At 61.0% G+C, this 13294-nt stretch carries 11 protein-coding genes; 9 read left to right on the top strand and 2 right to left on the bottom strand.

Annotation, left to right across the window (positions count from 1 at the left end):
- Nucleotides 1–2: 2 nt before the first annotated feature.
- Nucleotides 3–1397: a phosphomannomutase/phosphoglucomutase gene (locus AB4Y31_RS02720; RefSeq protein WP_368672596.1), complete on the bottom strand. Its 1395-nt coding sequence runs from the start codon at nt 1395–1397 to the stop codon at nt 3–5.
- 352 nt (nt 1398–1749) lie between these two features.
- Here AB4Y31_RS02720 and AB4Y31_RS02715 point away from each other — a divergent pair, with 352 nt between their 5' ends.
- The 8 genes from AB4Y31_RS02715 (at nt 1750) to AB4Y31_RS02680 (ending at nt 9565) form a co-directional block, all read left to right on the top strand.
- Nucleotides 1750–3012 (top strand): oligosaccharide flippase family protein, encoded by a 1263-nt coding sequence (locus AB4Y31_RS02715; RefSeq protein WP_368672595.1) that lies wholly within the window; start codon nt 1750–1752, stop codon nt 3010–3012.
- Entirely contained in the window at nt 3009–3839 is an 831-nt protein-coding gene (locus tag AB4Y31_RS02710) for a glycosyltransferase (RefSeq protein WP_368672594.1), read from the top strand. The genes AB4Y31_RS02715 and AB4Y31_RS02710 overlap by 4 nt, the downstream gene beginning before the upstream one ends.
- Before the next feature lie 4 nt (nt 3840–3843).
- Nucleotides 3844–4983: a glycosyltransferase family 4 protein gene (locus AB4Y31_RS02705; RefSeq protein WP_368672593.1), complete on the top strand. Its 1140-nt coding sequence runs from the start codon at nt 3844–3846 to the stop codon at nt 4981–4983.
- Between the two features lie 18 nt (nt 4984–5001).
- On the top strand, nt 5002–6024 hold the full coding sequence (gene galE / locus AB4Y31_RS02700; protein WP_368672592.1) for a UDP-glucose 4-epimerase GalE: 1023 nt from the start codon (nt 5002–5004) through the stop codon (nt 6022–6024).
- Between the two features lie 85 nt (nt 6025–6109).
- Nucleotides 6110–6406: a type II toxin-antitoxin system RelE/ParE family toxin gene (locus tag AB4Y31_RS02695; RefSeq protein ID WP_368672591.1), complete on the top strand. Its 297-nt coding sequence runs from the start codon at nt 6110–6112 to the stop codon at nt 6404–6406.
- 9 nt (nt 6407–6415) lie between these two features.
- Complete coding sequence (locus AB4Y31_RS02690; RefSeq protein ID WP_026229977.1) at nt 6416–6706, top strand: HigA family addiction module antitoxin; 291 nt, start codon at nt 6416–6418, stop codon at nt 6704–6706.
- A gap of 574 nt (nt 6707–7280) precedes the next feature.
- Nucleotides 7281–8144, top strand: a complete 864-nt coding sequence (locus AB4Y31_RS02685) for a beta-1,4-mannosyl-glycoprotein beta-1,4-N-acetylglucosaminyltransferase (RefSeq protein ID WP_018442321.1) — start codon at nt 7281–7283, stop codon at nt 8142–8144.
- Between the two features lie 71 nt (nt 8145–8215).
- The gene (locus AB4Y31_RS02680; protein ID WP_368672590.1) at nt 8216–9565 is read left to right on the top strand and encodes an O-antigen ligase family protein; all 1350 of its coding nucleotides are present in this window, start codon (nt 8216–8218) and stop codon (nt 9563–9565) included.
- A gap of 476 nt (nt 9566–10041) precedes the next feature.
- Here AB4Y31_RS02680 and AB4Y31_RS02675 read toward each other — a convergent pair whose 3' ends face one another.
- A complete protein-coding gene (locus AB4Y31_RS02675) occupies nt 10042–11730 on the bottom strand; it encodes a hypothetical protein (RefSeq protein WP_368672589.1) in 1689 nt (562 codons plus the stop codon).
- Nucleotides 11731–12182: 452 nt separating this feature from the next.
- Here AB4Y31_RS02675 and AB4Y31_RS02670 point away from each other — a divergent pair, with 452 nt between their 5' ends.
- Nucleotides 12183–13289, top strand: coding sequence for a glycosyltransferase (locus tag AB4Y31_RS02670; RefSeq protein ID WP_368672588.1), 1107 nt, complete (start codon nt 12183–12185; stop codon nt 13287–13289).
- The last annotated feature ends 5 nt before the right edge of the window (nt 13290–13294 follow it).

Genomic DNA, 13294 nt, shown 5'->3' with positions numbered 1-13294 from the left:
CCTCAGAAGGGCAGCTTCGCGTCAGGCTTCGCCGCGAGAATCACGCGGCGGAAGTCTTCCTGGATCCGCTTGAGCGCGTCCGCGCTATCGGCCTCGAAGCGCATCACCACGACCGGCGTCGTATTGGACGAGCGGGCAAGACCAAAGCCGTCCGGATACTCGACGCGCAGGCCGTCGATCGTGATGACGTCGTCCGCGCCCGTAAAGCGCGCTTCTTTCTGCATCTTGGCGATCAGTGCGAAGTTCTCGCCTTCCTCGAGCTTCAATTGCAGCTCGGGCGTCGAGAGCGAATTCGGCAGATCGTTGAGCGTCTTGCTCGGGTCCTTCTCACGCGAAAGCAGCTCGAGCAGCCGGGCGCCCGTATAAAGACCGTCGTCGAAGCCGTACCAGCGGTCTTTGAAGAAGACATGGCCGCTCATTTCGCCGGCGATCGGCGCGCCCGTTTCGCGCAGCTTCGCCTTGACGAGCGAGTGCCCCGTCTTCCACATCAGCGGCTCGCCGCCATTATCACGGACCCATTTCGCGAGATTGCGCGTGCACTTCACGTCGTAAATGACCTTCGCGCCGGGATTGCGCGAGAGAATCTCGCTCGCGAAGAGCATGAGCTGACGATCGGGGTAGATGATCTCCCCGTCTTTCGTGACGACGCCGAGACGATCGCCGTCGCCGTCGAACGCGAAGCCGATCTCGGCATCCGTTTCCTTCAGCGCCCGAATGACGTCTTGCAGATTCTCGGGATGTGCCGGGTCCGGGTGATGGTTCGGAAACGTGCCGTCGATCTCCGTGAAGAGTTCGACGAGCTCGCAGCCGAGCGCCTTGAAAAGACGCGGCGCCAAGCCGCCCGCCACGCCGTTGCCCGTATCGACGACGAGCTTCATCGGCCTCGCGAGTTTCACGTCGCCGACGATGCGTTCGATGTACTTATCGGCGATGTCATATTCGAAAAAGCCGCCGTCGCCGGCGCTGAAGTCGCCATCGACGATGCGCTTATGGAGCGCCTGAATCTGCTCGCCATAGATTGCCGCACCGCGCAGCACCATCTTGAACCCGTTGTAGTCCGGCGGGTTGTGGCTGCCTGTCACGACGATGCAAGAATCGACCGAGCGCTCACCGCCGGGAAGCGCGAGCGGCACGCTTGCGGCGAAGTAACCGACCGGCGTCGGCACCATGCCGATGTCGACAACATCGACGCCCGCCGAGCGCAACCCGTCGGCCAGCGCCGCCGACAACGACGGGCCGGACAGACGCCCATCGCGCCCGATGACGACGGCATCGCCGCCCTGAGCGCGAATCTCGCTGCCGAACGCGCGGCCGATCAGACGGGCACCATCGATATCGAGCGTCTTGCCGACCACGCCTCGAATGTCATACGCCTTGAAGATAGATTGCGAAATCATAGATAGGGCTCTCTTGGCTACTCAATAAAAACTCGGATCGACCTGCGGCAAGCGTAGCGTCCTTCAGAAAAAAGAAACGTAAAAGACGCCCAAGCCAAGTACTGTACGGCGGCCGACGCACCGGCCACCGGCTTCGGCCGCACCGCCGCCGCACGTGAGTGCGCAGGGATTTCCCACATATAATTGCCGTTTTTCGACTGACGCACGACGCGCCCATTTTAATGCCAAGACGTTTCCCCGCCGGACATTCGTTAGCCGACGCCGTCTTTCCGGCTCCATCCGCCGTGCGGGCCGGGTTCGACGGAGCGGGCGCCACGTCGAAGCGGCGAGCAAAATTCCTGCCGCGCGCCGCATGCTGAAACGCCTTGCCAATCCGGACGTCGCCAAAGCCGCCGCGAACATCGTCTGGCTCGGGCTCGAACGGCTCACGCAGATTGCCGTCGCGATCGCCATCAGCGGCCTGCTGGCCCGCTACTTCGGCCCCGACGTCTTCGGCAAATGGCAATACGCCAACACGCTGCTACTCGTGCTCGCCCCCATCACATGGGTCTGCGGAGCCGAAATTCTCGTCCCGACGATCGTACACCGCCCGCCCTCTGAACTCGGCGTCGTGCTCGGCAGCGCGTTCGTGCTGCGAATGACCGTCTCCGCGCTCGCGCTCGCCGCCACGTGGATCGGCATCGCCGCGGGCGCCACCGATCCGCTCGTCGGCGCGATGCTGGCCGGCCTCGCCGTCACGATGCTGTTCCGCGAGCCGTTCATCGGCGTCATCAACTCGTGGCTGCAAAGCATGACCTACAGCAAGCCACAGCTCATGACGAGCATTGCAACCGCGCTCGTGAAGGCCGGGCTCGTGTATCTGTTCGTCCGCGTCGCCATCGCACCGGCAGGCTTCGGCTGGCTCTGGGCGGCGGAAGCCGCCGTGATCGGCGGTGTGCTCGTGCTTTACTACATGCGCCGCCACGGCGGCACGCTCGGATGGCGTGTCGAACGCCCGCTCTTGCGCCACTTCGCGAGCGCCGGCACTGTGTTCTGGGCCGGCCTCATCTGTATGTACCTGTTTCTGAAGCTCGACAGGCTCATGCTCGAGCGGGCGATCTCGTTCGCCGATCTCGGCCGCTACTCGGCCGCCCAGCAGATCAACGAGAACTGGATCGCACTCGGGCTCATGCTGGCCCAGACAATCGCGCCGGCCTTCGTCTATCGCGTGCAGGACCTGCGGCATCTGCTGCGCAACGTACGCCGGCTCATCGTTTTGGCGGCGGCGTTGATGGCCGTTGGCGCCTGCGTGCTCGACCTTTTGGCGAGCTTTATCATTACGCGCGTGTTCGGCCCCGACTACGAAGGCGCGATATCGATCTTCCGCTGGTGCGTGTGGCTCTCGGTGCCGGCCGGGGTCGAGGCCATCGGCAACCTCGTCGTGCTCAAGTATCAAGCGAAGTACGTACTCCTCGCGAAGTGGGTGCTCGCGCTCGCCGTAGCGTTTGCCGTCAATCTCGTCGCCATTCCTCGCATCGGCTCGTACGGTGCGTTGGCGGGCCTCGCCGCGGGCTATCTCGCGGCCGCGGCCGTGAACCTTTACTACATCCGCTTGAAGTTGCAGTTGCGATCATGACGACGCTCGAGGCCCGCGCCACCCCGCATAATTCGCTCGCCGACGTGACCGTGCTCATGCCTGCGTACAACGCTCAGGCCGATGTCGAGCGCACGCTCGCGTCGTTCGACGAGCCCGCGACCGTGCGCGTCCTCATCGTCGACGACGGTAGTGTGCCGCCCATCGTCGCACCGGAGCTGCCGAACGTTGCCGTCGATATCCTGCGCATGCCGAAGAACGGCGGCATCGAACGCGCGCTTGAAGCGGGCATTGAGGCACTTGCCGCGCGCGGATGCAAATACGCGGCGCGCATCGATGCAGGCGATCTCGCGGCGCCGGGACGCCTCTTCAAGCAGCGGGGCTACCTCGAAGCACACCCGAACGTAGCCGGCGTCGGCATGTGGACTCAGGTCGTATCGCTCGAAGGCAAGCCGCTTTTCCTGTTGAAACCGGCGGCGGCCCCCGAGGACGTACGTCGTCTGAGATTTTTTCGAACGCAGCTCGTGCATCCCGCGATGATGCTGCGCGTCGATGCCGTGCGCGCAGTCGGAAGCTATCGCGCGACCTACCGGGCCGCCGAAGACCTCGACCTCTTCGTGCGGCTCATGGAGCGTTATGACTGCGCGAATCTGCCTGAGCTCGGCCTTTACTACGAGATCAACGAAGGCGGCATCAGCGCGACGAAGCGCCGCCGTCAGGTCGTCTCGACGCTGCGGCTGCAACTGCGCTACTTCAACGCGCTCAACGTCTACGACTGGCTAGGACTCCTGAAGAATCTTCTGCACCTCGTGACACCCTACACGCTGCTGCAACGAATGAAGGCGGCACTCTTCGCGAAACGAGCCTGAACCGATGAATGCATCGAAGCGCCCTCTTTCGGTCTGCCTCGTCTGCAACACGGCGTGGGCCATTTACACCTATCGGCATGGCTTGATTCGAACCCTCGTCGGCAAAGGCGCGACGGTCACCGTCATCGCACCGCGCGACAGGACGTTTACGCTGCTCGAAGAAATGGGCTGCCACTGCATCGACCTCTTCGTCGCATCGAAGGGCACGAATCCGCGCGACGACTTGCGCACGCTGTTCGAGCTCTATCGGCATTACAGAAAAGTCGCCCCTGACGTCGTCTTTCACTACACGATCAAGCCGAACATCTATGGATCGGTTGCGGCATGGCTCGCACGCGTGCCGTCGATCGCGGTGACGACGGGCCTCGGGTACGTCTTCATTCAGAAGAGCCGCGCGGCTGTCGTGGCGAAAGCGCTTTACCGATTCGCATTCCGGTTCCCGCGCGAAGTCTGGTTCCTCAATCGTGACGACGAGGCCGCGTTCCTCCACGCGCGGCTGCTCGCGCACCCCGAGCGCGCGCGACTATTGAACGGCGAAGGCGTCGATCTCGATCATTTCGCCTTCACGCCGCTGCCGCGGAAACAGAACTTTACATTTATCCTTATCGGGCGCTTGCTCTGGGATAAAGGGGTCGGCGAATATGTCGACGCGGCGCGCGCGCTGCGCGCCCGACACCCGCAGGCTCGCTTCCAGTTGCTCGGGCCGACGGGCGTCGACAATCCCAGCGCCATCACGCTCGAAGAAGTCCGCGCGTGGGAGCGCGAAGGCATTGTCGAATACCTTGGCGAGGCGCACGATGTTCGCGAGCACATCGCGAATGCGGATTGCGTCGTCCTGCCCTCGTACCGCGAGGGCGTGCCTAGGACGTTGATGGAGGCGTCGTCGATGGGCCGGCCCATCGTCGCGACAGACGTACCGGGTTGTCGCGATGTCGTCGATGACGGCGAGACCGGGCTGCTCTGCGAGGCGCGCAATGCCGCGAGTCTTGCGGAGAAGCTCGAGCGAATGATGGCGATGAGCCACGATGATCGGAGCGCGATGGGCGAGCGAGGTCGCGTGAAAGTCGCCGCGGAATTCGACGAAGCGGCTGTCGTGGCGCGATACTTGAAGACGTTGAACGAACTCACCGGCGTATCACTTTGATTTCGAGGGAGCACGGCGATGGCGAACAATGGCACGATTCTGGTCACGGGCGGCGCGGGGTTCATCGGCTCGCATACCGCGGTGGAATTGCTCGACAGCGGGTACGACGTGGTGATCGTCGACAATCTCGTCAACAGCAAGCGCGAGGCCGTTCGCCGGATCGAGAAGATCGCGGGGCGCAGCGTCGCTTTCTATGAAGCGGATGTGCGCGATACCGTTGCGCTCGAACGCGTTTTCAGCGCGCATCCGATCGAGGCGGCTATCCATTTCGCGGCGTTGAAAGCCGTCGGCGAATCTGTTGCGAAGCCGGTCGACTATTATCGGAACAATCTGGATGGCTTGCTCGTGCTGCTCGACGCGATGCGTGCGCACGACGTGAAGCGTTTTGTGTTCAGCTCGTCGGCAACCGTGTACGGCGTGCCTGAGCGCTCGCCGATCGACGAGTCGTTCCCGCTGTCGGCCACGAATCCGTATGGGCAAACGAAGCTGATGTCGGAGCAGATTCTGCGCGATGTTGAGCGTGCCGATCCGTCATGGCGCATTGCCGTCTTGCGGTACTTCAATCCGGTGGGGGCGCATGAGAGTGGACTCATCGGCGAAGATCCGGCCGGTATCCCCAATAATCTGATGCCTTATGTCGCGCAGGTAGCGGTCGGCAAGCTCGAAAAGCTGCGCGTGTTCGGCAGCGACTACGAAACGCCCGACGGCACCGGCGTGCGCGACTATATCCATGTCGTGGACCTCGCGCGTGGGCATACCGCGGCCCTCGATGCGCTGAAGAAGCGCGATGCGAGCCTCACAGTCAACCTCGGTACGGGCCGTGGATATTCCGTGCTCGAGATCGTGCGCGCGTTCGAGGCGGCCTCGGGGCGCCCCGTGCCTTATGAGCTCGTCGCACGACGGCCCGGGGATGTCGCGTCTTGTTTCGCGAGCACGACGGAAGCGGAAAAGCTGTTGGGCTGGCGCGCGGAACATGGGATCGAACGCATGTGCGTCGATCACTGGCGGTGGCAGTCGATGAATCCGGATGGGTTTGCTTGAGTGGCTCGCGTGGCGGGTGCGTCCGATCGAGCCAGCGTGCTTGCAGATGATTGCCTGTCGTATAGTGTTCGTATACACTATACGGATGATCAAAGGCTTCCGACACAAAGGACTGGAGCAGTTTTTCCTGACTGGCTCGAAGAGGGGCATTGTGGCCTCCCACGCGGAGAAGCTCCGAATTCGTTTGACGGCGCTTGATGCTGCCACCGGACCGGATGACCTGCATGCGCCGTCTTGGAAACTACACCAGCTGAGCGGCAAGAATCCGAAGCGCCAAGACGTCGATGGCCATTGGTCGATATGGGTAACGGGAAATTGGCGGGTGACATTCTTCTTTGATGGTACGGATGTCATCCTGGTCGATTACCTGGACTACCACTAGGGAGTTTTTATGACATCAATGCACAACCCCGCGCACCCCGGTTTGGTGTTACGCGAATACCTCGGTGATCTGAGCGTCACAACGGTTGCCGAGCGTCTCGGCGTCACGCGCGCTGCGCTATCGCGAATTTTGAACGGGCACGCCGGCATTTCATCGGAGATGGCCGTCTTGCTGGGCGAAGCGCTAGGCACGTCAGCGGAAATGTGGGCGATCATGCAAGCGCGCTACGACCTGTGGCAAGCCAAGCAAAAACCGCATCGCAAGATCGACACTTTCCCCGAGCTTTTGCACGCGGCTTAGCGGGCGCCGAGTAGCGCAACACACAACCGTCAGAAGGCCATCGCCGGTGGCTCATTGGCTGGCGACTCGCGGTCGTCCTGGCGCTCGATGCGCGCCCGCCCGGACCCTCCATAGCAGCGTACGCCATATACGGCATCGCCAAGCGGACCCGTCAGTGGCCATCCCCAGCCGCAGGCCAGCGCCGTACGGAATAGATCCCCTGTCGCAATTTCGCTACGCTGCCAAATGCGGGCAAAGGCGTGCTGTATACTAATAGTAAGAATGAGTGCCTTGCACCATATACGTCCGGCAAACGGGGAAGTCCATATGGACAAAAACAAATATTCGACTACCGACCAACTGCTCAATCAGAGCCAGTTAATCCGCAAGACCCACTGTAGTCGGCATTAGCGCTCCGCGGAGTTCGCGCTCGATGAACTGAGGCGTGCGCGTCACCCTCGGTCAGCGCGAATTCGATGTGCGCCTGCCGCACGATTCCCTTACCTGCACTGCTGCGCCCGCGACGAGCGCTGGCATCCGCCTGTGCGTCCTCGATTCGCCCGCTCGAATCTGTGTTCTAGAGTGTTTTTAAAAAATGACTAAAAAGACGCTGCCCAAGGTCTACGACTGCTTCTGTTATTTCAACGAAGACATGTTGTTGGAACTCAGGATGGAGATGCTGTGGGATCACGTCGATTACTTCGTCATCGCGGAATCTCGCTACACGCAGGTCGGGGCCCCGAAGCCGCTAAATTTCGACATGAAGCGATTCGAGCGCTTCAAGGACAAGATTCGCTACCTCGAGGTCGATCACCTGCCGCCCGGCCCGCCCGATCACTGGAAGAATGAGAACTACCAGCGCAGCTACCTGATCAACGGACTCCACGACGCGGCCCCCGACGATCTGATCCTCGTGTCCGATCTCGACGAGATTCCGCGCCCCGAGTGTATTCGCCTCTACGATCCGCGCCGCTACCTGCGCGGCGACTTCCACCAGTATTGCTACGCCTACTTCCTCAACAACCGGCTGCTCGATGGCGGTGGGTACGCGGACTGGATCGGCACGCGGATCACGACCTTCCGTCACCTCAAGCAATTCTTCGGCAACGTCAATGCCGTTCGCTCGTACAAGTCGTCCGGGCTCTTGCGTTCGCTCAAGCGCGCGTGGTTTCGCCGGTTCGGCGTGCAGCATGTGCTCGACGCAGGCTGGCATTTCTCCTGGGTGACCAGCCCCGACAAGATGGTCCTGAAGATGAAGAGCGTCGCGGACCAAAAGTTCATGAAGCCTGAGTTCCACGACATCGCCTTCATCGAAAGCAGGATCCGCTCGGGTTTCGACGTGCTCGATCGGCCGCTGCGTTACGCGCCGCAGCCTATAGAAGAACCTCAGTTCCCGCCGCAGATCGCTGCCGCTCGCGACAAGTACTCGACATGGCTGCTCGATCCTGTCGAGACCTGAAAGCGGTGCCACCGCCCCGAACATGCCCTTAGAATACCGCCAGACAAAAATTCTCCGGGCCGATATCCCACATGATGAAAAAGTGCATTGCACGCTACGTCGGGCAGACCGGCGCCCCTTGGCTCGACGCGTATGTTCTCGCGGTCACGGCAATGAGCATCGTCGGCCTCCTGTCGCTGCGCGCTACGACCAACACGTGCCTATTCCTGCTGCTAGTGCCGGCTCTCGCGGCAACGGGCAAGATGTGGCGCGACGCGCGTGAGCGTGGCCCGGATCCGACGCTGCGGTGGATGTGCATCGCGCTCGCGCTCCCGATCGTCTCGGTGCTGATCGGGCAAGTGATGCGGGGCGAGTGGATTCCGAAGGCATACGACGCACCGTCGCGCATACTGATCTCGATCGGCGTGCTGTTGTACTTCCGCTACAAGCGAATCGACTTCGTCGGTCTTATCCGCGTCGCGGCTCCTCTCTCGCTGCTGGTCCTCGTCGCAGAGATAAAGCTCGATCCTGAGCCGACCGCGCTCTGGGGAGGTCGTTTCGCGACTTACTTCGCCGACACGGATATGTTCGGCGTCTATGCGTTGCTCCTGGCAATGCTGAGCCTGTTCGGCATTGGGCCGGACCAGTCGCGGCTCGCACGCGCGCTGTCGATCGCGGGCATTTTGGCGGGCCTGTATCTCGTCGCTGGCTCGCAAACCCGCACCGCGTACCTGCTGGTCCCGCTCGCCGCGGCACTGTGGCTATGGCTGAAGCGTCCGTCGATTCGCCGCAAGCATTTCGTCGCGCTCATCGCGCTTGGCATCGCCCTGCTCGCAGTCACCCTGATCTGGCATGACGTCCTGTCGGTACGGCTCGTCAGTGTCTACCGCGAAACCGAAATGTGGCTGAACGGCTCCAACCGCGATACGTCCGGCGGGCTGCGGCTCACAATGTGGCACATGGCGTGGGAGCTGTTTCGGCATAGCCCTTGGTCTGGGTATGGGGATACCGGGTTTCGCGCTTTTCTCGATGAACCGTGGATTACCTCTTTCGCGAGCGAAGCTGCACGGCAGACCATTTATGACGGCCCGCATAACGAACTGCTTGCGAACATGCTGCGCTCAGGCATCGCGGGCGGCATCGCCATCGTGGCGCTTTTCGCGGCGCCGATCGTAACGTTTTGGCGTGCGCGCCGTTATAGCCCGAGCGCACGCATGGCAGCCGATATGGGACTCGCATTCGTGATCTGCCTGATGTTCGCGAGCATTGCGTTCGAAACGTTCACGCTGAAATATACGGCGACGTTCAATGGTCTGCTGATCGCCGGCCTCGCGGGCCAGGTGCTCACCGAGCGGGCAAAGGCTGGGAGTACTGCCGGGCGGATGGCTCCCAAAGAAAAAGCGCTGGACTTGGCTGCGGGCGCATTGAAAAACGCAGCCTAAGTTACTCCGCGAAACCGGCACCGGCACCGGCACCGGCACCGGCACCGGCACCGGCACAGGGCGCCCTCAACTCTTCGAATAATTGGGCCATTTCGGCGACGCTTCAACGGGCCTTCGTCTAGGATCGGCAGGCACGTTTCGTTTTTCTTTACATCAAGATCAACGAGACAGCCTGAGGGCGGGTCCTGCATCCGGGCGGCGGCACGATGGATGCGGCCGTCGCGAGCGCCCAGCGCTACCTCGATGAACTCGCGCGGAGGAAACCGCCCAAGCGCGCAAAGGCCAAGCTGACATCGGTAATCGAGTATCTCATAGCGATGCGCCGCAATCATTAAGCATTACAGCGACATCGAATCGATTCAGAACTGGCAGAGCCATACGGCAGGATGCCTCTACCCCGATAGCTCTCTGGATGGATTGAAAGCGCAGCAGGAGCAAGCCGCTATTGCGCCTTTGATGACGTCCATCATTGCCAATCAGGGCTGAGCGGCCAGCGTCGACGAATCCTTCAACGGGCAGAACCTGCCGCCGGTGTACGCATAAGCGCGCACTGGGCCGGCCGTTCGCTGGGCGAACCCAACCCATCCAGCACTATCGCCAGCGCCGGGGACTGCCTGCCTGACGTCCAAGCGCTGTTGTCCAGTTACCCCGTATCCGATTGTGTCTCCGTTGCCGTCCGTAAGCACGATTAGCGTATCGCGCAGATACGGGGAACTCGCCCAGCCGCTAGCCTCTAGCCCAACGTTATCTTGCTTTAGTCGGTCGAAAAAGCCTTGGCAGGATCCGCCAACTTTCGATGCGTCGAATTTCACTGTGCCAGCATCACGCAACCACTCGCGCTGATAGATGCCGAGATCATGTTGCGCGCTATACGCTGCATAACGCTCAAACCTCTCATGTACGGACTCGGGTTTCGCGGGGAAGATCATTCCCGAATATTCAGTGTGCTCAAGCCCGATTTTTGTGCTAAGCACGCCGAGCTTCCAACCGTAAAGATATGCATTGCTGTCGAGTACCCGCGCCTGACTTGTCGCCATGCTCGCGGCAACCAGCACCCCAAGCATCATCACCTGATGGCGAGCCTTGGGAAGCGAATCGATAGCAAGCAAGAGTACAGCAACCCAGGCGAGCAACGTGCCCGTCGTGTATCGGCTTGCAAGCGCTGCGCCCGCCGTTGCGGCACCACGCCCATAGTCCGCGGCCAGATCGGATGCTATAACAAAGGCGCAGATGCCTATCAGGAGTGCCCGGTACGGCGTCACCGAGCGCGATAAGTACAACCTGCACGCGAGGAAGACAATCGCAATGGCGACGACTAGGCCGGCCGCCGCGCATGCACTCTCAGACGCACCAAGCATCGCCAATGGGTTCCCCAGAAATGCCGCGAAAAATCCTAGATGATGCAGCAGTGGTGACCCAACAATATGAGGCTCGTCTACCTGCGGCTTCACGTAGCCGATAAAGTAGATCGACGCTAATGCAACCGAAAGCACTGCAGACATGGCAATCTCGCGAAGCGGCCTGCGCCCGACAATCGCCGCGATCATCAGCGCAAACGGCGCGGCAATGCCGTTGCCCATCGAGAACTCGGCGCATGCTGCCAGCAGGAAACCGGCGACGAAGCGCCGAACGGCGCTTGATTCCGCGCACGTGAATTCAACGAGCGCCCACGCCAAGAAAAAGTAGACCGCGATTACTCCAGTCTCAAAGCCCCATGTCAGCACCTCTGACTGCACCCACGCAAACATGAGCGCGGCCACCACTCCGATCGTCCATGCGAAACTTGCGCCTGCGCGTCGCGCCGTATTCACGATGAGCGCTACGATGCCGGCTAACATCGCCTGCTGAGCCGCAAATAGCAAGATATGGCTACCTCCGAAATAACGCAGATCTAGCCAGAAAAGAAGTCTCGACGTGACGATGCGGTGTTCCATATGCGGCCACCACCAAGCATGGAACCCCATGCCGTTAGTTGCCGCCATATAGAACCCGACATAGCCATCCCACTCATCCCACCAGGGGACGGGAGAATAGAATCGATGAACGCCGTAAAGCGTCGTCAAGACGACGAACGTTCCAACGACGAGCGCAGCAACAGTCGACCATCTTTCAATGCTGATCGAGCTTTTTTTTGCTGCGCTTGTATCTGAAATTATTGTCGACATCACACCCCCCTTGGCGGTGCATCATACCAAAACAGCGGGTTTCTCTTAGTTGCTGGCCTTCATTCTTGTCGAGGACGCGGTGACGGTCTCCGTGCCGCCTTCGTTATTGATAATGATGTACGCTGCCCTGGGCAGAGCTGTAGCAAACGGACAAGTGCCCGGCAGCTGCGCTGCATGTCGATGCAGACCACGCGGGGCCATTCCGGGATCAAAGCGCACACGAACCGGCACTGCATAGATAAGCTGCTGCGCGACAATTCACCGAGCCATCAACCACGGTAAGGCCATTGCCGGCGGGCAGGGCCAAGTTTCCATTCGATACGAGCGCCTGCCTGCATTGGATTGCGGGCCTGAGAACTCGGCAAGAACGGGTACAGCGCGCGCAGGACGCGGCACGGAGTCGGGCGAGCCCAGTCTGTATAATTCGCCACTCACCTCTCACGCCCCGCGTCATGCTTAGTTTCGCGCTCGGTTTTCTCGTCTCGCTCTTCGTCACGTTGTTGATCGTGCGCTACGCGCATCTTCATGAGCGGTTCTCGACCGACAGCGATCTGGCCGGCGTTCAGAAATTCCACGTGCGGCCGGTGCCTCGAGTCGGCGGTGTCGGCATCGTGATTGGGCTCGTCGCTTCGACGCTGGAGCTGCTCGGCCCGTATCCCGCCGTTTCGCGCGGCATTCTTGAGTTGATCGCCTGCGGCATTCCCGCATTCGCTTCAGGGCTCATCGAAGACATCACCAAGCGCGTTTCGCCGACAGTACGGCTCGTCGCGACGATGGGTGCCGCGGCTCTCGCGTACTTCACGTTGCATATCGCCGTCATCCGCATAAGCGTCCCGCCACTCGATTTCCTACTTTCATACGCGGCGATTTCGTGCATCGTGACCGTGCTCGCGGTCGCGGCACTCGCCAACGCAGTCAACATCATCGACGGCTTCAACGGCCTCGCTTCGATGGTCGCCATGATGATGTTCGCGTCGCTGGCCTATGTGGCGTTCCGCCTCTCGGACCCAATCGTTCTTTCCGCATCGCTGATCATGATGGGCGCCGTGCTCGGCTTTTTCATCTGGAATTTTCCGGCGGGGCTCATCTTTCTCGGCGACGGCGGCGCTTACTTCATCGGCTTCATGCTCGCTGAGCTCGCGATCTTGCTCGTCATGCGGCATCGCGAAGTGTCGGCTTGGTACCCCGTGCTGCTTTTCGTTTATCCGATCTTCGAGACCTGCTTTTCCATCTATCGCAAGAAGTTCGTGCGCGGCATGTCGCCAGGGATCCCCGATGGCGTGCATTTGCATATGCTCGTCTATAAGCGGCTCATGCGTTGGGCCGTGGGGGCCAAGACGGCGCATGAGATCACGCGAAGGAATTCGCTCACGTCGCCGTATCTGTGGCTGCTTTGTTTGATCGGGGTGATCCCTGCTACTTTGTTTTGGCAGCACACAGTGCATTTATTCGCGTTCGTCGTTCTCTTTGCGGCGACTTACGTCTGGCTCTATGTCAGCATTGTGCGGTTCAAATCACCGCGCTGGCTGGTATTTCGGCGGGGGAGTCGTCGGCAATGATGCAC

Source organism: Trinickia sp. EG282A, assembly GCF_040965455.1.
Lineage (GTDB): Bacteria > Pseudomonadota > Gammaproteobacteria > Burkholderiales > Burkholderiaceae > Trinickia > Trinickia symbiotica.
Note: the sequence above shows the minus strand (reverse complement) of the source record. Positions and strands in the feature narration are given on the sequence as shown.